The 20,611-nt window shown below is 48.2% G+C and carries 15 protein-coding genes and 1 tRNA gene; 3 read left to right on the forward strand and 13 right to left on the reverse strand.

Going from position 1 to position 20,611, the window contains the following annotated elements; genetic code table 11:
* The 5 genes from atcC to SD53_RS07430 form a co-directional block, all read right to left on the reverse strand.
* A partial coding sequence (gene atcC, locus SD53_RS07410) for a cold adaptation protein AtcC (RefSeq protein ID WP_046519599.1) occupies positions 1–834 on the reverse strand: 834 nt, incomplete at its 3' end.
* Positions 835–849: 15 nt separating this feature from the next.
* Positions 850–1,611 (reverse strand): cold adaptation protein AtcB, encoded by a 762-nt coding sequence (gene atcB / locus SD53_RS07415; RefSeq protein WP_046519600.1) that lies wholly within the window; start codon positions 1,609–1,611, stop codon positions 850–852.
* The gene (gene atcA, locus SD53_RS07420; RefSeq protein WP_046519601.1) at positions 1,608–2,165 is read right to left on the reverse strand and encodes a cold adaptation protein AtcA; all 558 of its coding nucleotides are present in this window, start codon (positions 2,163–2,165) and stop codon (positions 1,608–1,610) included. Before atcA ends, atcB begins: the two co-directional genes overlap by 4 nt.
* Positions 2,165–2,467: a cold adaptation protein ActJcold adaptation protein ActJ gene (gene atcJ / locus SD53_RS07425; RefSeq protein WP_046519602.1), complete on the reverse strand. Its 303-nt coding sequence runs from the start codon at positions 2,465–2,467 to the stop codon at positions 2,165–2,167. The genes atcA and atcJ overlap by 1 nt, the downstream gene beginning before the upstream one ends.
* Positions 2,468–2,627: 160 nt before the next feature.
* Positions 2,628–3,551, reverse strand: a complete 924-nt coding sequence (locus SD53_RS07430; RefSeq protein ID WP_046519603.1) for a chemotaxis protein CheV — start codon at positions 3,549–3,551, stop codon at positions 2,628–2,630.
* Between the two features lie 425 nt (positions 3,552–3,976).
* On the opposite strand from SD53_RS07430, the gene SD53_RS07435 reads away from it, so the two are divergent.
* Positions 3,977–6,067, forward strand: coding sequence for an amidohydrolase family protein (locus tag SD53_RS07435; protein ID WP_046519604.1), 2,091 nt, complete (start codon positions 3,977–3,979; stop codon positions 6,065–6,067).
* A 118-nt stretch (positions 6,068–6,185) separates the two neighbouring features.
* Here the strand turns inward: SD53_RS07435 and SD53_RS07440 are convergent, their stop codons facing one another.
* The 5 genes from SD53_RS07440 to SD53_RS07460 form a co-directional block, all read right to left on the reverse strand.
* Positions 6,186–6,371 (reverse strand): hypothetical protein, encoded by a 186-nt coding sequence (locus SD53_RS07440; RefSeq protein ID WP_046519605.1) that lies wholly within the window; start codon positions 6,369–6,371, stop codon positions 6,186–6,188.
* Between the two features lie 238 nt (positions 6,372–6,609).
* Positions 6,610–6,686: transfer RNA gene (locus SD53_RS07445), tRNA-Val, on the reverse strand.
* 129 nt (positions 6,687–6,815) lie between these two features.
* The gene (locus SD53_RS07450) at positions 6,816–7,652 is read right to left on the reverse strand and encodes a DUF4434 domain-containing protein (protein WP_046519606.1); all 837 of its coding nucleotides are present in this window, start codon (positions 7,650–7,652) and stop codon (positions 6,816–6,818) included.
* Positions 7,652–10,720 (reverse strand): NfrA family protein, encoded by a 3,069-nt coding sequence (locus SD53_RS07455; RefSeq protein WP_046519607.1) that lies wholly within the window; start codon positions 10,718–10,720, stop codon positions 7,652–7,654. The genes SD53_RS07450 and SD53_RS07455 overlap by 1 nt, the downstream gene beginning before the upstream one ends.
* Entirely contained in the window at positions 10,687–12,912 is a 2,226-nt protein-coding gene (locus tag SD53_RS07460; RefSeq protein ID WP_046519608.1) for a glycosyl transferase family protein, read from the reverse strand. Before SD53_RS07460 ends, SD53_RS07455 begins: the two co-directional genes overlap by 34 nt.
* A gap of 259 nt (positions 12,913–13,171) precedes the next feature.
* Between SD53_RS07460 and SD53_RS07465 the strand changes: the two genes are divergently transcribed.
* Positions 13,172–13,579 carry a GNAT family N-acetyltransferase gene (locus tag SD53_RS07465; protein WP_241481772.1) on the forward strand — a complete coding sequence of 136 codons (408 nt, stop codon included), beginning with the start codon at positions 13,172–13,174 and terminating at the stop codon, positions 13,577–13,579.
* Here SD53_RS07465 and SD53_RS07470 read toward each other — a convergent pair.
* Complete coding sequence (locus SD53_RS07470; RefSeq protein ID WP_046519609.1) at positions 13,576–14,841, reverse strand: alkaline phosphatase family protein; 1,266 nt, start codon at positions 14,839–14,841, stop codon at positions 13,576–13,578. The two genes, SD53_RS07465 and SD53_RS07470, sit on opposite strands and share 4 nt — an antisense overlap.
* A gap of 130 nt (positions 14,842–14,971) precedes the next feature.
* Positions 14,972–16,027 (reverse strand): Fic family protein, encoded by a 1,056-nt coding sequence (locus SD53_RS07475; RefSeq protein WP_046519610.1) that lies wholly within the window; start codon positions 16,025–16,027, stop codon positions 14,972–14,974.
* 239 nt (positions 16,028–16,266) lie between these two features.
* On the opposite strand from SD53_RS07475, the gene SD53_RS17995 reads away from it, so the two are divergent.
* Positions 16,267–19,311 carry a sensor domain-containing protein gene (locus tag SD53_RS17995; RefSeq protein WP_052749297.1) on the forward strand — a complete coding sequence of 1,015 codons (3,045 nt, stop codon included), beginning with the start codon at positions 16,267–16,269 and terminating at the stop codon, positions 19,309–19,311.
* Here the strand turns inward: SD53_RS17995 and SD53_RS07485 are convergent.
* Positions 19,261–20,577 carry a 3-oxoacyl-ACP reductase gene (locus SD53_RS07485; RefSeq protein ID WP_046519611.1) on the reverse strand — a complete coding sequence of 439 codons (1,317 nt, stop codon included), beginning with the start codon at positions 20,575–20,577 and terminating at the stop codon, positions 19,261–19,263. The genes SD53_RS17995 and SD53_RS07485 overlap by 51 nt on opposite strands.
* Between the last annotated feature and the right edge of the window lie 34 nt (positions 20,578–20,611).

The raw sequence follows: 20,611 nt of genomic DNA on the forward strand, positions 1-20,611 counted from the left end.
AGCGTCACGCCGCTCCGGTGATGCATTTTCGTCCAGCAGCTTTTTATAACCTTTGGCAAACTGCAAAGTACGCACTAAAGCAGCATAAAAATTTTCGCCCAGCTCCACAGTCACAGCATCTGCGAAACCTGCGGGCAATAAGCTCAGCACCTGCTCGGTATGAGCTTTTAAAAAAGTAACGTCAAACCATTCCTCGGCTAATTCGATATCGCGTAACCGTTGTTTTAGGTCCTGTTTGACTTTGCCGCCCTTGGTACAAAGACGATACAACACCACTTCAGCCAGCATATCTTCCAGGTTAAAGTGTTCAAAAGGGTCGAGTTGGGTATGGTAAAAATAGGTTTGTTTCACCACACTGATGGCCTGACGCCGGCGTGATTCACGCAGTGCCTGCTGATACACCGCAAGCCCTTGCCACTCCTCCGCATCAGGGGGACTGGCAATATCCTGCAGTAACTGCTCTTCCACCTCACCATACAAGGATTTGCGGTTTGGTGTCTGTTGGCTGACCTGCGACAACATGCTCCAGCCTTTCTGAAAAGGTTTGACTATGCCCTCAGGGCTGACCAGCAAAGCCAGAGCTTTTTCTACATCCTGCTCGGATAGTTCTGCCAAACCCAAACTTGCCACACCAATAATGTCATGCGCGGCTTGCTCCAACAGATGCATTTTGTATTTGTTGTAAAACTTATCTGCAAACTTCAGGCTCATCAGCACGGCTTTACTTTTCACCTGCTCCAGTTGGGCCTCTGACAGTTTTTGCTCTGCTCTGGCGTAATTGAGCACCTTAGTTAAAAAAGGCCCCTGATTGGCATCCCGTACCACTAACTGCATAACAAATCCTTTGCCTTAATCGAGAAAACTAAACATATCATCCACTTCGGCGTACTCGTCTGTGGACTGATTTTTCTCTTTGGCTTGCATCACCAGCTCAGTCGCAAATTTATTGATAATATGCTCCCAGCCGGAGTTTTCATTGCGCACCAGATTTTTAATCGCCTGCTCCACCTGTGGCGTAAGCTGACGAATAAGCGCCAATAAACTGCGCGGATCGTCATAACCCAAGCCATGCACTTCCTCGTTCAGATGGCGTTCGGTGTAGCTGATGGCTTCCTCTAAATCCTGTTCTTCTTCATGCAATAAATCATGCACTTCGTCTTCATCGTCCATCACTTCGCCACGGTACAACTCAATAAAAGGAATGGACAGATAAAACAAACCAGCCGGGTCTTCCGCTATAGCTTCCAGAATTTCGGCTTGTTTGGTTTCGCTGTCCTGAGTGCGAATCAGGTAGGTTAAAAAATCAAAAGTATGCTGCTTTAAATCTTCGGCATTGTTTTTGATTTTTTCTTCCCAGTACAAAGGCTGCTGGCAGACGATGTCGCGAATTTTCTCCGGTGTCATCAACTCAGAAATAATGGACGGAAAGGAAATATCATGCTGACTGTTAATTTGAGTTAAAGTCACAATATCAATATTTTCAATCACTTCAACCAGTTGGTCGTCCGACATGGTATTGGCCATCAACTCAAACTTTTTGCTGGCTTGTTTCGGCTCGACGATAGCCAGTTCTTTGATTTCAGCGACAGCGATTTCAATCAGGTTATTCATAAGCGACCTTCCCTGTTAAAAGTGATTTCATCGTATTGGTCATCGTAGCCCTCTTCGTCGTCATCTTGGCCTTCGTAATCATCTTCAGCTTCATTACGGAATGACAGCTCATCTGAGTCTTCGTCATCCTCATCATGCTGATCACGAGGGCCAGGCGCAGCCGCAACATGCTTGTTCAGCATAAAAAGCACAGCACAACTTTCAATCAATAACTCTTCGTTAAATTCGCGAATGGTTTTGACCAGCGGTAAATCGGCATTATTAAAAGCGACAGAAGTTTTAAATTCGTCCCAGACCGGCATGGTGTTTTTAGCCAACCAGGCGGCCCATTTCAGATTCGATTCTGCGCTAAACTTGACGCGTCCATACAAAGCCACCGGCAAGTATTCAGGCACCGACTGCAACATTTTCGGATCGGCCTGCAATATGCTTTTGATTTGGGCCGTGAATTTTTCCAATGCTTTGGGTGTATCCGGATCGTTATAAGATTCAATATTTTCATAAGCGTCTGTTTTTAACGCTTCTAAACGATTTTTGTCGAATGTTTTGCTCATCAGTTTTGACCTTTTACGGACGGGTAATAACTATCCCACAGCTCTTTCATCGCTGCGGTCGGGTCCGGTACTATCACATTATTAAAATCTTTAATAAAAGCCGCGCGTTTTTTGGCATCAGACAACACCTCATAGGCTTCTTTCACCTTTTGTAATTGCTCTGCGGCCTGCTCTTTTTCATCGTCGCTTAAATTTAGCAGTTTATCCGGGTGGTATTTATTGGATAAACGCTTGTAGGCTTTTTTAATCTCATCATCACTGGCGTTGGCTTTGACGCCCAAAATGCGAAAGTAATTAATCATTGAAAGTCCATGGAGTTAACAATACAAGCGAAAGGTACAGCCGAAGGAACCAAACGCTGAAGTGCGGCGATCATAACAGAAAATCGAAGAAGTGCAGCAGGCCTGTTGACCTTCGCAGACTGACGCAGCGGCAGAGGTTGAACTGCCGCTGCGATGGCGCTTAACTATTCATCCATTGCTGCACTGCAGACACCAGCTCGTCCGGATGGAATTTAGCAATAAATTGGTCGGCACCGACTTTTTTCACCATGGCTTCGTTAAAGACCCCACTTAACGAGGAATGCAGAATAATGTGCACATGGCGCAGGTGCTCATTCGCTTTGACTTCAGCGGTTAAGGTATAACCATCCATTTCGGGCATCTCAATATCGGAGATGATCAGCGGCACTTTAGCGGAGATGTCCCCGCCCAGTTCTTGCGCTTTGGCTTCAAGCCAATTTAGCGCCAAACGGCCATCATTCACTGTCTCAACATTAATGCCTATGGTCGACAAGGCTCGTTTGACCTGATTACGGGCGACCGCAGAGTCATCGGCAACCAGCACAGTTAAGTCTTTAAAGTCTGCATCTTTGGCTTTTTCTTTCACCGATTCACTGACAGTTTCGTCAACCGGTGAAATTTCGGAAAATACTTTCTCTACGTCAATAATTTGTATCAGTTTATTGTCAACTTCAGTCACTGCGGTCAAATAATGAGAGCGGCCGGCACCATGAGGCGGAGGTAGAATTTGCTCCCAATTGACGTTGACAATGCGGTCGACACCGCCCACCAAAAAACCCTGAGTATTTCTGTTGTATTCGGTCACCAGTATAAAAGCGTTGGTTAAATCGGATACAGGTTTCCCTCCCGTTGCCTGACTTAAATCAATCACAGTGACCGGCACACCACGTAAATGGGCTATGCCCCGCACATTCGGATTCGCCCCCGGCAGTTCGCTCAACTCCGGACAACGGATCACTTCACGGACTTTAAACACATTAATACCGTAAGGCTGGGAACCATGCAGGCGAAACATTAAAAGTTCGAGGCGATTCTGCCCAACGATATTGGTGCGTTGGTCAACTGAATTCATCAAACTGGTCATAACATACACCTCTTCACTTAAATTAGTTCGCCCGGACAGACATTGTGCTCAAGGCTACAGCTCTTCAGTGAAGATAACCGATTAAACATCAGATTTACTTCACTATTTCCAGATAAATTCCCTATGATTGTACCGAGGAAATTTAACAACAGCTTTGACTTTGTTTATGCTCCACCCGCCAAAAATGAAAAATACGATAAAAATTAAAAATTAGCAACAGTAGGTAAACAGATAGTCTGGCTCTGATAAAGAATAAAGTGGTCTGGTTATTAGCATAGCTGGCAAATAACAGATAAACAGTGGAATACAAACAAATTGACCCGCCAAAGCTAGTCCTGGTTACTTATCTGCTTACATTTCGGCACTGCCCTTGCTGTGTCATTTGTTTTAAGCTGTTGCAGTCAAAACACAATCATGGAACTCCGATGAAAATCAAACAATTGAGTCTGTTGACCTTGCTCGCTGTTGCAACAGCCGTATCTGCGCAACAGCAGTATGCTTACACTATTCTGGTCGACAAGGGTGTCAAAGCCGGCGAACAAATTGTAAAAGTGAATGATGATGGCGACATCAGTGTGCGCTACATTTTTAAAGACAACGGCCGTGGCCCTGAATTGGATGAAAAAATCAGCCTGAATAAAGAAGGATTTATTCAGGACTATCAGGCTAAAGGCAATACCACTTTTGGCTCAGTCATCAACGAAAGCTTTAAGGTGCAAGGCCACAGTGCCAGTTGGAGCACAGGCCAAGAACAAACCAAGGCCGACTACCCACAAAACGCTTTGTACCTGCCGGTGGATGGTTCACCTTATCTGTCTTCTATCGCGATAGCAGCCATGGCGAAAAGCGGTAAAAACTCTTTACCCCTGCTGCCAAGCGGCACTTTAACTCAGCAAGTAGTCAGTGAGCTGCTGGTCGATAACGGCGGCGAAAAACAGCAGGTGCAGTTATTAGTACACACAGGGGTAGGTTTTGAGCCGAATTTTATTTGGGCCACCCAGGGCGAACATCCACGCTTGTTTGCTTATTTGATACCAGGCTATTTGAGCCTGATAGAAGAAGGCTGGCAGCACAATATCGAGGCTATGCTGGACCTGCAGCAAAAGGCAGAAACACAATTACTGCAAAAACTGGCGTTATTGCCGAAAAAGCTCAACGGTTTAACAGTGATTCGTAACGCCCGTATTTTTGACAGCAGCACGCTGAAACTAAGCGCGCCCAGTGATATTTATCTGCTGCGCGGCAAAATCACCCAGATAGTGCCTACTGCAACGCTACAGAGTCCGGTTGCCCATGAAATTGACGCCGCCAACCGTATTGTATTGCCGGGCCTCTTTGATATGCATGGTCATTTGTCGCGCTGGGAAGGCCCGCTGCATTTAGCTGCTGGCGTCACTACATTACGGGATATGGGCAATGACAACGCCACTTTGCAGCAAATGATGGATGAAATCGACCATGACCAACTGCTGGCTCCAACCATAGTGCCGACAGGTTTTCTCGAAGGTGAAAGTGCCTTTTCAGCCCGCAATGGTTTTGTCATTAAAGATCTCTCTGAAGCAAAAAATGCCATCGACTGGTATGCAGCTCATGGTTATCCGCAGCTAAAAATTTACAACTCTTTCCCGAAAGACATACTCAAAGACACTGTCGCCTACGCCCATAGCCGTGGCTTACGGGTCAGTGGCCATGTGCCGGCATTTTTAAAAGCTGAAGATGCCATAAAAGCAGGTTTTGACGAAATTCAGCATATTAATCAGTTGATGCTGAATTTTTTAGTCAAAGCCGACACAGACACCCGCACCTTAGACAGGTTTTATTTACCGGCCAAACAAGTGGCTGACTTAGACTTACAGGGCAAAGCCGTACAGGATTTTATCCGGCTGTTAAAAAATCATAACGTGACCGTAGATCCGACGCTGGCGACTTTTGATTTTCTGAAAAAAACCGATGGCACAGTGGGCGAACCCTGGCGCGCTATCGTCAGCCATTTACCGCCTGATATTCAGCGATCATACGCCAGGGCCGAACTGGATATACCGGATCAAGCCACAGCGGCGCGTTATGCCAAATCCTACGCCAAAATGGTGGAGTTTGTTGGCATGATGTACAAAGCCGGTATTCCTCTGGTTGCAGGCACAGATGAGCTGGCCGGTTTTACCTTACAAGGTGAGCTGGAGTTATTGGTAAAAGCTGGCCTGACTCCTGCTGAAGCTTTGCAGGTGGCGACGTTAAACGGCGCCCGTTACAGTAAAGTGGAACACCACAAAGGCCTGATTAAAGTGGGCTTTGACGCCGACTTGCTGCTGGTCGACGGCGATCCGACACAAAACATTGCCGATATCCGTAAGCTGGCGTTGGTGATCACTCAGGGCAAAGCTATGGTGCCCGCTGATTTGTATCAACAACTTGGCGTAACGCCTTTTGTGAAAAACAAAGTGACAATCCGCGACTTTGTCACAGAACAAGGGCAAGGTGGCGGTAAAACCAGCAAAGGTCACCGGCATTTGCATTAACCTAACAAGTCACAACGCCATTGCCAGAAAAACGCCCTGAGGACTCGCTGTTGTTTTTCTGGCTGGCAGTTGTATAGACAAAGGTCAAACAGAGTGCAGCTTTTTTGCAGAATCACAGTTAAAGCTGGGCCAGCTCCAAATCGTCCTGATCGAAGCCAAATATATCACCGTCAACATTCACAGATAAACGTACAGTGTTTCCCGGCGAAGAGATGCGAACTATATGACCGACCTGACCGTAACACTCACTGGTAGAATCCGTCACTATGACATCAAGGCCAATAATCCACAGCGGTTTTGTCATACAGTTCTCCATGTAAAGCTTTGCCGTTAATACCTGCGATTAACAACTCTCACGTCATAGTACCTGCGTTACGCCAGTTTGGCGAGGTATTCCCCTAAGCTGAACAAAGGCGTGACGTACAGAGAAATAAAGCCCGGCAGAACGGACAGGTAGTGTGGGGGCCGCTAGATAGCCAATGATTTTTACAGCTCAATAAACAAAAACGCCACCTTTTAGGTGGCGTTTTTGTGCAAGAATTTGGTGCGTCCTAGTGGACTCGAACCACCGACCCCCACCATGTCAAGGTGATGCTCTAACCAACTGAGCTAAGGACGCATTGCACTGTTGCAACTCTCTCGTCACAACGGGCGCTATGTTATGCAGCGGCCGCTTTGCTTGCAAGCACTTTTTTTAAAAGCGATGCCGTTTGCTGTTATTTTAGACGCTTCAATACCTTATCAGGCTTTATTCCGGCTCTGTCAGGGGCAGCAGACCTGCGGCAGCGTCCATATAACGTAATTCAAAATAAACGGACGGATGACAGGTGTCCTGCTTCGCCTGTCTTTCCGACGCTGTTAAAGTCCTGCCCTTAAATATCCCATCCGGTGCCGAGTTTTGACGAAACAGCTCACGGATCAAGGGCACAGTGCAAGGCAACATGGCTAAAAACTGTTGTCGTTGTGTCTCTGACACCAAAGCGGCTCCGGCGCCGTCCTGCACCCAGATTTGCATACGGTCGGTTTTTAACTGCTGTGCGGCAGACAGCCAGCTTGTCGGCTCAAGCTTACCATTAAAATACAGGCTGATCGCCAGTGGTTGGTCTATCAGCAGGCTTACACTCTGCAGCTCCTGTTTTAACCAGTGAAGATAAGACAGTGGAGTAAAATCTGTATCGTTCAGCTCCATCGGCAAATACCAGCCCTTCAGAACCAAAGGCTGCTGTTTTAAAACCGTCAGCCAGTATCGCCTGACCTGTAACGACAGGGCCAGTTGTTGTTTAAAGTACTGCTGCTTTTCTGGCTGCGGCTGTTCCATCTGCTGAAAGTAATCCGGTGCTGCATACAGGCCCAGCCAGAGCGGGATCTGCAGTTGCTCTAAGGCGTGAAGTAATGCCGCCGAAGGTCCATCCGCAGTATAAAACCTGACATCACCATACTGGCCCCACTGCAGCACCAATGCTGTCATACCTTGTTGCTGAGCTCTGGTTAAGATCTGCCGCCATTGTTCTGTGTTTAGCTTCTGATCACGCAGCAAAGGCTGATAAAACACCGGATCAGCCGATAAGTGCAGCGGGCACCCCATTAATACTGATAAGACAGCTGCAATGATAAAGCGTGCTGATCGGTGCTTAAATCGCCCGCCATTTGATACTGCCATTCAAAGTTGATCTCCAGTTTATGCCGATAGGCGTCATAATGTGTTTCACCCAGACCAAAACGTGTTTGCAGACCTAATCCGGCAGTCCACTGCCAGCCTTCAGCATTCAGATTGGTATCCAGTGACTTTTGCTTGCGGTAGTCTAATTGGCTCAACAGATAAGCCCGTGCGACCTGAAACAGGCCGTCATCGTATCGGACCACCTTGCCTTGTTCAAACTTAGACTGCAACAGAATTTGACCATCGACAGGCCAATAGACAGCATCGACAAATAACTTACGCTCACGCCAGTGATCCTGCTCTGGTTGCCATTCAGATTGCCATTTGCCCTGATTCAGAAAATCACCTGTGACACGCACCAAAGCACGCCAGTCGCCCTCGCCTAAAGGGTATTGCTGCAAGGCTGTGCTAAACCATAAGTTGGTATGCTGCAGAGGCTTATAAGCCACCCCAAACTCCTGACCAAAGTGATGATAGTACTGCTCACTGCTGCCGTTGGCTGAGACTTGTAGGTACAAACTCAGGTCCCGCTTTAAGGTATCGGTATAGTGTTCCAGCCGCACTGAGGCTTCATTACGCACAGGATCCAGATCAGGAGCCTGCTGTGCAGCACTGCTAAGCACAGTCAGACTGGCCCCATGACGCAGCGCTGTGCTGGCGGTCAGCTGCCAGTTTTTTGCTATGGTCTGATGGTAACGTTTTAAGCGGTACAATTCTGTTTTACTCAGCGCATTTTGTTTTTCAGTTTGATGCTGGCGGTCAATGGACTGCTTTAACCAATACAAAGTGTCTTCGGCGTCCTGCTCTTCAGCGGATAAATAAGCCACTTGCCCGGCAATAGCGACATCGTTCGCGTATTGAGGTTGTTTTGCGGCATAACGCAGATGTGCCAAAGCTTCGTTGTTACGTTTCATGCCAACCAACAAATAGCCATAGCCTGCGTGTAACTCAGCTTGCTCAGGTGCTTTGGCAAGAGCAGCGCGCCAGTCTTGTCCGGCCGCCGGAAAGTTTTGCATCGCCTGATAAATCCAGGCTTTTTGCAAATGCAATCTGACCCATTGCTCTTTGTTTGTCCGGATAATTTTATTCAGATAAACCAAAGCGGCTTCGTTTTGTTGCTGTTTACGCTTTAACGCCGCCGCTTCCAGATACCAGGCGGTCTGATCTGCAGAAGACACTAACAAGTACTGCTCACCTTTTTCCAGTTCATCCAGCTCAAGCGCAAGCTGGGCTGTGTTTTGCTTATCTTCATCAGATAACACTGAGATATCTAAGGAGGTGAAAGATAAAAATGCGGCAGCCGGATCTTTTAATTTCTGCTGCAGATAGGCGATATTCAACATATCAGTGTCTTGTCCCTGCAACTGATAGGCTTTTTGCCAGTACAACAAAGCAAACTCTGCATCTTGCTCTTCCTGACATAAAGCTAAACTACGCCAGCCTGCTGCAGTACTGACTTTACCAGACAAAATAGCCCGGGTTTTATCGCAGCGCCCGGTTAAACGCCATAGCTCAGCACGCTCTGCGGCCAATACAGTCCAACTGTCTGTTTTGGCTAACACTGCTGTATCTAGTGGGTTTTGTTGTTTTAATAGCTCCAATACCCGCTCTGGCAATAGCCTCTTTTGTTGAGATTCAGCGTCAAAGGGCAAAGCCTTTGCCAGGAGTTGCAGAGCCTTGTCTGGCTCTCCTGCCAGAATATACTGATAACTCAACTCATCCAGGGTAGGCACACTGGCTTTGTACTGATGCAGCTTTTGCATGGACTGCATTTTCACAGGTCCTGCTGGCAAGGCCTGAGCACTTGCCAGTATCAGATCGTACTGAGCAGACTCTTTTGGGTCATCCAATAACTGTTGCAGCAGCTGTTGATAGTGACCTGCGGCCAGTCGTTTTTGCGCGATAAGGCGGCGCTGCTGGGCCTGTAGATGCTCAGCTTCCAGATACTGCTGGCTGATTTCATCAGCACTGAGCCATTTTTCCGCATACACCAGCCAGCTCTCAGGGTTATAATCAGCAGGGCATTGCAAAAATAAGGCTTTTGCCTGAGGTTCTTCGCTGGCTTGCATGTACAAATCAATACGTTGCCAACAACCAAGTTGCAGTTGTTCTGCGACTGCAAAAACCACTGGCCAGTTTTTCTGCGATACAGCCCACTGCAGCTTTTGCTTAAGTTCATCCGCAGTGAACTGATGATAAGTTTCTATAAAATCAAAACTGGCCAAAGCCGCAGTCCAGTCCTGCCGGGCTATTTGCTGCTGCAATAACTGACGGTAATACAGCAACGCGGCTTCAGATGTGGGCTCTGATTCAATCAGGACAAAGGCTTTATCGGCCTGCCCTGTTTGCAGCCATGCCATCACCAATCTGGTTTTGTCTTCTTCAGATAACTGGGATGCGTCTAAAGAGGATAAATCACGGATCACCTGATCTGTCAGGCGTAAGGATTCAGCCAAAGCTGCATGTAATTTCAGCACCTCAGCAGCAAGTGGTCTTTTGGTTGCCAGCCACTGGTAGGCTTGTTGCTCTTGTTTTAACGCAATTAGCCTGGAACTGACCAGCCTGGCAATCGTCAGTTGATCCTCTGCACTCAGCACAGGCCAGAGCGCATCTAACTCGGACAAGTCAGGTAACGACTGTTTTTGTAATTGCAACTCAAGCAAAAGCGGATACAAACCTTGTTGCTCAGACTGAGGGATTTGTTGCAATGTCGATGTGGCAGCAGCTAGATCTTTCGCTTCAATCTGATAACGAAACGACAATGCCAGTAATGCAGGCTGAGCCGGCACTAAAGCTAAAGCTTTGTCGATTTCGGCTACAGCCCCGGCAAAATCCTGCTTTTGCTGCAAGCGGTAAGCTTTTTCGATATAAGGGTAAGTGCGGAACTTTTGATAATCCGTCATCGCTTCTGCAATAACATCCGACGTCAAAAGTAACAGCAACACCACTATGGCACGAGTCACACCAGTGCCTCCTGCAGCAGCTCCGGACATTCAGGGGCTAATTCCTGCACCAACTGCTGCATAGTTTTCCGCCGCTGCTGTTGCAGCTGAACCACTTGTGCCAGATTTTCTGCTGTGACTATACCTTCACTGAGCAGGTAGTCACCAAGGCGTACACCACTTTGGTGATCAAAACTAATCAGCACCTGATTCACCACAGCGGGTTCCAACAAGGCGGCTTGCACTAAAGCGTCACCAAAAGATAACTGACTGGCCAGATAACTTTGTATCAAAGTCCGCAGATCGGAGTCAGTGATCAGCCCCTGCTGCAAGCACTGTTGCAGATACAGATCCGGGTTTAAATCCTGTTCGTGCCTGTACCAATGCCGGACACCTAAACTGACAACCCCATAAGCACAAATACATAACCGCACTTTAAAACCTGTCTGACGTTCAATTTGGGACAAAGCCACAGGAGATAACTGACTCTCCCGCACCAGGGTTAACTCGCCATCCTGTAACTGCACAGGCAACACCATATATTTCAGTGCCAGACGTTCAGGTAAGCTGCGGATCAGCGCTACATCTAAAGCAAAAGGGTCGGTTTCAACATAAGGCAATTCCAATTGCTCAGCCACAGCCCTACCCAGTTGTGCAGGCGTCAGCATACCCAACCTTAATAAGGACTGCCCCAGCCGCTCACCTTTTTGTTGTTGCTCTAAACCAAAGTCCAGTTCCTGTTGCGACAAGGTCCCTTGCGCCACCAATATCGAACCTATGGAGCGGGTCGCGCGGCTCTGACTGATACTTGGGTACTCATGTGAGGTTTTATCCCATGCCACCCGACGTGGATCACCATGTTGTAACACCTGTTTCCAGGCGCGCACATTGGCGAAAAAGTTAATCACATTGCCCCAGAGCTGGCGAGGTACAGACAACAATGCCTGCCCTATACCGTAATACCGGCGGACAAACACCATACGTTGAACTAAGCGGTTGATAAAAAAAACAAAATTCAGGCCGAGCAAGGTTTGAACTAAAGGATCATCAACAAAAATAGATAAAAAATGATAGCCATCCGCCACCAGTTGATCGTACAACCAGAACAGGCATAACTGCGCAAATATTAAGGTGGAGATAAAACTGACAAAGTAGGTGATCACACCTTTGCGATCACGCCAGAGAAAATAATTTAACCGCCAGTTATCAGTCCAGCGATGAGTTTTAAAACCCTGAAATACAATGCCGATGATCCATCGGCTTTTTTGTCTGACGGCGGTCTGAAAAGTTTCAGGGAAATATTCACGTACACAAACTACATTGCCATCGCTTTTACTGCGGCTGGGGCTTTTTTCAGCATGTCGGGCTAATAAGTTATCAGTCACAGGAAAGCGAACAAAAATCTCTTCCATCCCCCAGTGTTTCAGCCGGAAACCTATGTCGTAGTCTTCTGTTAACGACTGCACATCAAAAGGTAAACCATCCCCTTCCTGCGACAACTTAATGATAGCGCGGCGACTAAAACAAGTGCCGACCCCAGCGCTTGGCACCTGACCCACCATAGACTCCCGCACCACCACATCTTTGCCATGACTTTCAGAAAATTCGTCCAGGTAATGGCCACAGGTAAAAGCAAAAGGTCCTTTCACAAATGGATAAACCGGCAATTGGATCAAATCTTTTTTCGGCAGTAAATAATTAAACAGCCTAAGCTCCATAGCGGACACTACATCTTCGGCATCATGCAAGACAAAACCCGCGAATTTCACCTGAGTACGGCGCTCAAAATCCAGGATCGAGGTAATAATATTGTTCAGACAATCCGCTTTGCTGGTAGGGCCTGGTCTTGCGCATACCACCTTATGCACATGAGGAAACCGGGCACAAGCCGCATCCACATCCGCCTGAGTATCAGGGTCGTTCGGATAAGTACCGACAAAAATCTGATAATTTTCGTAGTCCAGCTCTGCAGCGGCAAATTCAGCCATCTTGCCCACTACCCCAACCTCTTGCCAGGCGGGCACCATAATGGCAATGGGCTGTTCTTTCAGATGGAACAGCTCCTGTTCATCGAACTTCTTTGCTTTGCGATAAAAACGAAAATAACGCCCCCAATGCCTGGTCCAGTAGTACAAATCAATAAAGACATCATCCAGCGCAAACACCAAAAGCAGCAACATCAGCACAACCACTATGTAACGCAGCAGATAAAGATAATTTGCGAGTAGATCGACCAGCAGCATGTTCACACCATAACAACGCTATTGCTAGCGAGCTAAACCCCAGAATGGAATGCATCATACCCTAAAGTATCGTTTTTACCATATTTATATGAATTAAATATTAACTATTCGCATATTTATCATATTAAGGCAAGGTGTGATGCTGAATTTATCGATTTATCCTGTAGCATCTTTCGTCAAGCGCTTCGACGGAAACCGGGTATTAAGCTCTCCAACGAAAATGCTATAGTGTTGTTTTCTGGCTTTTTGAGATAACACTGTGATCTTTACCCCTGTCCATACCCACGAATTTGCCGATCTGGCCAAACAAAAAATTGCTGAATTTAACGCACTGCACTGGGATGCCTCAAAGCGACAGCAACTGGGCTTAAAACTGGAAAATGAACAGGGTGAACTGATAGCGGCGTTAGCGGGCCGCACTTTTGGCCACTGGTTTTATCTGGAGTCTTTATGGCTGGACGAGAGTATCAGGGGACAAGGCATAGGTTCAGACTTACTGACTGAAGCAGAACAAATTGCCAGAGCTCGTGGTTGCAGCTTTGTGATCCTCGATACGCTGGATTTTCAGGCCCGGCCTTTTTATGAACGCCATGGGTATCAGGTGCAGTGGACTCAAGCCAACTACCCTTTGACCGGTTGCAAATACTTTATGACAAAATCGCTTTAATCTGCAGCTTGAACTGCGGTCGTACCGGGCCTCAACACTGTATCCACCCAGGCCGGATCACCGTCATTGGCTGCCGCTTCAATGCCTAAAATACGGCACATCAGGTTATAGAGTTCGATATTGGCAAAAGCCGGGATCTGACGACCTGGCTGGAATACCGGACCATGCCCAATAAAAATAGCCTGCATTTCGGGACTATTGTTGTCATAGCCATGGCTACCTGTCACCTCGCTGCGACCGGGTTGCGCCAACCATTGCTGATGTTTGTGCTTTTGCATTAATCGCCAGCCCGGCTCCGGCACGACCAGCAAAGGTGCAATACGTTTACTGTGCTGATAATGCCAGCGCTCTGGCAATTCAGCTTTTTTATAAACCCTGGCTGCCGCTGGCAATGAGGTTTTCAGTTGCTGATAAATGGACTCTAATTCGCCTGCTTTAGGAAAAATCGACACTATTTCCGGCGTCCATAACACCAGAGCGGCCCGCTTTTCATCAAACAACTGGTCTAGTTCAATCACCTGATGCTGTGGCACTTTGACCATACCATGGTCGGAGACCAGGATCAGATTCATCCTGTGCAACAGATCTCTTTGTTTCAACCCTGCAACCAGCAGCGCAAGCGCCTGGTCGACATCTGCAATAGCTGCGGCTACTTGCTCCGAGTCAGGTCCGTAAGCATGGCCAGCATCATCTACAGAACTGAAATACAAGGTCAGAAATCTGGGGCGGGTCGCTTGGGGTAAATCCAGCCAGGCCAATACAGATTGCACCCTGTCGGTATTGCTGATCGAACCATCGTAGGCTTTCCACAAGGCTGGCCGGATACCTTTAATCGCCGCCTCAGAACCCGGAAAAAAATAAGTGCCGGTTTTTACACCTTGTTTCTCTGCTGTCACCCAGACAGGTTCGCCCAGCCACCAGCGACCATTGCGGACTTCTTCAGCTTTACTCATCCGAAATACAGCGTCAAACTCTGCATCATAGATGTTGTTTTCAACTATGCCATGATGAGCCGGATATAAACCTGTGGCTATGCTGTAGTGGTTTGGAAAAGTTTTAGTCGGAAATGCAGGTTGCATCGCAGCAGCGGTGACCCCACGTTTTGCCAGTTGATGCAGTGTCGGAGCCTTGTAACGGTGCAGATAGTTTTGAGCAAAGCCATCGACAGAGATCAGTAAAACACTCTGCTCTTGTTGTGTTGGCGACGCAGCACTGTTCAGACTCACCAAGAAAAAACACAGTACCCAAGCTACATAACGCACCAGATCACCCTGACTCCACCGATAAAACCACAGTGTACCGAGTCAGGCTGGCAGTCAGATGACAAAACCGACCAGCAGTAAAAAATACGCTATCAGTGGTCGACAAGCAGCAAAAAGCAGCGCTCAGTCCTTAAGCCACAACCTGCCAGCGCCCCCCTTTAGCAGGGCCAGTCCGGATCAACTTGCCCTCTGCTTTTAACTTCGCCAGTTGTTTTTCTATGGCGCGGGAGGTCAAGCCAAGTTGATCCGCTATAGTTTTTGCACTCAATCTGTTGTCTTTTCTTAGTTTTTTCAAAATCTGATCTTCAGTTTTATACCAGGGACCCGAAGTTTTTGTTGCTCTGCTCCGGGCTTTTAACTGCACAAACTGCGACAAATCGACCAATGGCTGATCCGGCAAAACCGCCACAGGATGCTGCTGATGCACCAGCTGAAGCTCAGCAGTCAAAGTGGCCTGAATCGATCGGAGTACCAGCAGAATAAAACCTGTTGCATCGTATTTCGGCGCGACTTGTCGAAGGGTTTTGTAATAATCGCGGGATTTGTCTTTTAGCAGTGTTGTAAAGGGTAAGTAGCCAAAAGCCGGATGCCAGCGGATTAACAGTAGCTGCTGCCACAACCGACACAAACGGCCATTGCCGTCAGAAAAAGGATGAATAAACGCCAGTTGATAATGCGCCAGACAAGACGCCAGTAACGGATGTAAAGACTTGTTCTGCAAGCTGGTTAACAGCTCCTCCACTTGTGCCGCCACCTCCGAGGGTGCGGGCGGCATATGTACTAATTTATGGTCCTCGTACACTCCGGCACCTTGTTGCCGGTAATGACCTGCATCCGCTACAACAGAGCCCATAAAAACGGCATGAGCGCGGCGTAAATCTGCGCTGTCAAAAGGCTGAAAACTATCCAGTTGCTGATACAAGGCCAGCGCATTTTTTGCCTGCCGGATATCCTGTACTAAGGCCACAACCCTCTTTCCAACAGCAAGGTCTTGCAACTGAGTGAAGGTCAGGGAGTTATGATCCAGCGCCAGGCTGGCCTGAATGGTTCTAAGCCGCGCCGACTCCCGCTGTTGCAGCGATGACAAAGCGAATGCAGCCGCCCAGTCAGCGAACAGCAGTTCAATGCTATGGATCAGCCCGGATAGCTCTGGGTCGGGTTGATAAAAAGTCTGGTACTTATCCATCAGACACCCCCTGTTAGTTCAGTGTGGTGAATTCATTGACTGGTTAAGACTAATAGAGGTTCACTGAAAAAACAAAGCGTTAGCATGATTTAACGGTTTTTTCTAAATTTTTGGAAATAAAACTGCAAAATCAGAAGGGAATGGCTTGCTTTCAGGATCCGGTTCACTAACTATTGACAGAGAAACTATCAAAATTTTCAGACTCAGTTCACCCGAGCAAGTCAAGTGCAGGAGTTTTTGTGCAGGTAAGACGTTATACCACTTCTGAGCTTACATTAAGGTTTTGGGCGGCGTTCTTATTATTGCTGACGTTCAGTGCTATTTTTGTGGCTTACGTCTATGCGGAAAAACGTATTGATGCCGCCAACGATCAGCGGGTCTACTCCTTAAAAGTCATAGGTGAATTACGTCAATCCTCCGACGATTTAACCCGGATGGCCAGAAGTTATATCGCCACGGCTGATCGTCGCTATAAAAATTACTTTAATGAAATTATTGCGATACGGGATGGTCAGGCGGCGCGCCCGGTTAACTATCATCAAGTCTACTGGGATCTGGTCGATGACGATAACCAAAGACCCAGACCCGCAGGCTCCAGAATTGCATTGTTAGATTTAGCCAAAGATGCTGGTTTCACCGCCACAGAACTGGCCGCCTTGCAACAAGCCAAAATTCAATCTGATGCATTGGCGCTGAAAGAAATTAAGGCGATGCAACTGTTGGAGCGACCAGAAACTGATGCTGCGCAAAAAATAAAAAACAAACAACAGGCTCTGCTTGCAGTCTTCGACCAGCAGTATCACAACGCGAAGAAGTCTATTATGCAGCCAATCGCCACTGTCTATAGTCTGGTTGATGAGCGCACTGCAGACGAGGTATCCGATGCGATGTTTTACGCCTTGCTGATGCGTATTCTGTTTATTCTGTCCGGCTTACTGCTGTTTTATTCCCTTTGGGCTATTAAAAGGGTTCATAACAGCATTCTCGGCGCCTCCGTCAGTCATTTATACGAACAAATCAAAGCCATGGGCCGGGGAGAAGTACTGCAAAGCACTGAGCTGCGCAAGGCAAAACCAGGCAGTATTATGAGCTGGCTTGGGGCGACTCAACTTCGCCTGAACAGCTCCATTCAGGAGCGTCAGACCCTGATCCAGACACTACAGCAAAAAGAGCAGTATCAACGCACCCTGATTGACAGCATTCCCTTTGTGGTGTGGCTCAAAGACATTCATGGCCGCTACCTGGAAGTGAACCGCAAGTTTGCAGAGGAATTTCCCGGCAAAACCATCAGTGAGTTAACAGGGAAAACGGACGCGGAGTTATTTGACCCTCAGCGGGCACTGAGCCATGTGGTGCATGATAAACAGGTCCTGAGCTCTGGTCAGCCCGATCTGATCCAGTCCCAGCACAACATAGGTTGTGAACCCCACTGGTTTGAAACCTACAAGGCGCCTGTGTTGGTAGACGGTGAACATGTTGGTACTGTGGGTTTGTCACGCGATATTACACTGGAACATACGGCGGCGAACAAATTACGCCTATCGGCCAGCGTGTTCACTCACGCCCGCGAAGGCATTATGATCACCGACCCTTTGGGGCTGATTATTGATGTGAATCAGGCCTTTACCGAAATCACAGGTTACAGCGCCAAACAAGCGATAGGCTGCACTCCGCGCTTATTGCAGTCTGAGCAGCAGGATGAACACAGCTTTGCGGTGTTATGGCAAAACCTGCAGCAACAAGGCTTTTGGTCTGGTGAGCTATGGAGCCGAAAAGCATCAGGCGAAGAGTATTTCCAGAGTTTAACCTTAAGCGCAGTAGTGGATGATAAAGGCCAGCTCCAACATTATGTCGGCCTGTTTTCTGATATTACCAATCAATATCAGCAACAGCAGTATCTGGAAAAGATTGCTCTGTGTGACGGTATGACCGGCTTACCCAATCGCAGTGCGTTAACGCAACAACTGCAATCAGTATTAAGACACTCCAATGCTGAGGAGCTGCTGGCTATCGCTTATCTGGATTTAGATGGATTTAAAGAAATTAATGACCGTCACGGCCATGAAACCGGGGACCATTTTTTAATTGCCTTGTCCGAGCGGCTGAAAGCACAGCTTGCGCCGCATGAGTTGCTAGCGAGGATAGGTGGCGATGAGTTTGTTGTGTTGTTACCACAACTGAGCGATAAAAAAGCCGGTATGACGAAAGTCCAGCAATTACTGGATACAGTGGCCAAACCATTAAAAATTGATGAATGGATGTTATCGGTCTCTGCCAGCATAGGCCTGACGTTTTACCCTCAGGCTGAAACTACAGAAGCTGAGCAGTTGATACGACAAGCCGATCATGCGATGTACCAGGCCAAGCAGGACGGTAAAAACCGTTGCCATGTTTTTGACACTGATTATGCCCGCAGCTTACGCGGACATCAGGAAACCATAGCGGATATTCGCCAGGGACTGGCGCAAAAACAATTCAGGTTGTTTTACCAGCCTAAAGTCAATATGCACACAGGTGAAATCATAGGCGCTGAAGCGCTGATCCGTTGGCTGCATCCGCACAAAGGGATGGTGGCCCCGGCGCTGTTTTTGCCCGCAATAGAACAGCATAGCCTCGGGGTTGAGCTGGGGTATTGGGTGATTGAAGAGGCTCTAAGGCAACTGGCCGAGTGGCAGCGTCAGGGCATGACGCTCCCTGTCAGTGTGAATATTTCCGCCTACCATTTACAGCAGCTCGATTTTGTCAATCGCCTGCAATTGCTTTTGCATTTTTACTCGGATGTCTCCCCCTCTTTACTGCAACTGGAGATCCTTGAAACCAGTGCGCTGAATGATTTAACCCATGTCCAGGCGGTGATGCAGGCCTGTATTCGTAGTGGGGTCAGCTTCGCGCTGGACGATTTTGGCACCGGCTATTCGTCTTTGACCTACCTGAAACGTTTACCAGCTAAGGTGCTGAAAATTGACCAGAGTTTCGTCCGCGATATGCTGATTGACCCGGACGATTTGGCTATTCTCAAAGGCATTATTGTGCTGGCCAATGAGTTTAAGCGGGAGATTGTTGCCGAGGGGGTTGAAACTACCGAGCACGGCGAACTTTTGCTGCAATTAGGTTGTACTCATGCTCAGGGGTATGGCATAGCGCGTCCTATGCCTGCCGAGCAGTTTATGCCATGGAAAAAAGCCTGGTTGCCACCTGAGGTCTGGGTTGCAGCCAAAGTGGGTGAAGCGACCTCAGGCTCCAATCACAGATTGACCACAAACCCGAAGCACAGTGCCGTTTAAACCTGCAGCATCAGGTCTGGCAAAAAACGCCACAGCACAGGCAACATCCTCTGCTGTGCCGGCCTGGTACAGAGAGTTCATTCGACGCCCGGCCTCACGCATCATAACAGGCAGAGTGGCCGTCATTTGGGTTTCTATAAAGCCCGGAGCTATGGCATTAAAGGTGATGCCGCGTTGAGGTTGTGTTGCCATAAACTGGCAATAGCCCACCAAAGCCGCTTTTGAACTGGCATAGTTGGTCTGGCCTTTCTGGCCTGCCAGGCCATTCATTGAGGACAACAGCACCACCCGTCCGTTGTCGCTGATCTGATGCTGTTGAAGCAATACCGTAGTGATCCGCAGTACCGCACGCAAGTTGATGTCCAACGTCTGAGTCCACTGCGCTTCAGTCATACGGTGAAACAAGCTATCCCTGGTAATGCCCGCATTATGCACCAGAATATCCAGCACCATCCCCTGCTGTGCCAGCCACTGCGAAAGCTGTTCTGCACTATCAGACTGACTGATATCCAGCAGCAGTGGCTGACCGGATAGCTGACGCATCAGCGCTGACAACTCAGATCCTGCCTGCGGAACATCCAGTCCAATCACCCTGGCTCCCTGCTCGGTCAGCTTTTTTGCAATCGCAGCCCCTATCCCCCGGGCCGCGCCTGTCACCAGCGCGGTTTTCCCCTGCAGTGGCTTCACCCATGGGCTTAGCCTTTGTACAAGTGCAGCAGAGACAGCTACCACTTGCCCTGTGACATAAGCCGAGGCTTTGGACAGGAAAAACTCCAGCACAGGTAACAACTGTTGCCGTACTTCGTCCTGCAGCGTCAACAGATTTGCGGTGCTGCCAAAACGGCCATACTCTTTGGCTAGTGAACGGGTAAAACCAGATAAGGCGGCTTGAGCCGCTGCCGCGTCCGCACAGCGTGCCTCCGTGACCGTTGCGGACAGCACAATGATCCGGCCGTGGTGAGTTAATCTTGGCAGTAACAAGGTGAATTGCTGCCACAGCAAATCCAGCTCTGTGGTGCTTTGTAGCTGAGTGCCATCAAAAATAATAGCCTGAAGCGGCTGGCCTTTATCCTCTAACTCCAGATCCGGCAAGCCAGTTAAATGCTGGCGTAACAGTGCGCTGTATACAGAGCTTTTGCCACAGAGCAGCACGCTGCCACGAAAACACTGGGTTTCCCCGTCCGGTCTTTGCAGCAAAGCTGGTTGCGGCACACCACACCAACGACCTACTGCAGAATTTAAGAATGCCGTTACCCAGGATGTCATATCAGCGCCTTATCGATTTACTGGCTTATTATGT

This window comes from Rheinheimera mesophila (assembly GCF_000986865.1).
In the GTDB taxonomy this organism is placed as follows: domain Bacteria; phylum Pseudomonadota; class Gammaproteobacteria; order Enterobacterales; family Alteromonadaceae; genus Pararheinheimera; species Pararheinheimera mesophila.

Coding starts and splice junctions, on each gene's coding strand:
- atcJ (WP_046519602.1), bottom strand. CDS start 2,467: ATGATTAATTACTTTCGCATTTTGGGCGTCAAAGCCAACGCCAGTGAT.
- SD53_RS07450 (WP_046519606.1), bottom strand. CDS start 7,652: ATGGGGTGCCCGCTGCACTTATCGGCTGATCCGGTGTTTTATCAGCCT.
- SD53_RS07460 (WP_046519608.1), bottom strand. CDS start 12,912: ATGCTGCTGGTCGATCTACTCGCAAATTATCTTTATCTGCTGCGTTAC.
- SD53_RS07485 (WP_046519611.1), bottom strand. CDS start 20,577: ATGACATCCTGGGTAACGGCATTCTTAAATTCTGCAGTAGGTCGTTGG.
- SD53_RS07475 (WP_046519610.1), bottom strand. CDS start 16,027: ATGGATAAGTACCAGACTTTTTATCAACCCGACCCAGAGCTATCCGGG.
- SD53_RS07435 (WP_046519604.1), top strand. CDS start 3,977: ATGAAAATCAAACAATTGAGTCTGTTGACCTTGCTCGCTGTTGCAACA.
- atcB (WP_046519600.1), bottom strand. CDS start 1,611: ATGAATAACCTGATTGAAATCGCTGTCGCTGAAATCAAAGAACTGGCT.
- SD53_RS07455 (WP_046519607.1), bottom strand. CDS start 10,720: ATGTCCGGAGCTGCTGCAGGAGGCACTGGTGTGACTCGTGCCATAGTG.
- SD53_RS07430 (WP_046519603.1), bottom strand. CDS start 3,551: ATGACCAGTTTGATGAATTCAGTTGACCAACGCACCAATATCGTTGGG.
- atcA (WP_046519601.1), bottom strand. CDS start 2,165: ATGAGCAAAACATTCGACAAAAATCGTTTAGAAGCGTTAAAAACAGAC.
- SD53_RS07440 (WP_046519605.1), bottom strand. CDS start 6,371: ATGACAAAACCGCTGTGGATTATTGGCCTTGATGTCATAGTGACGGAT.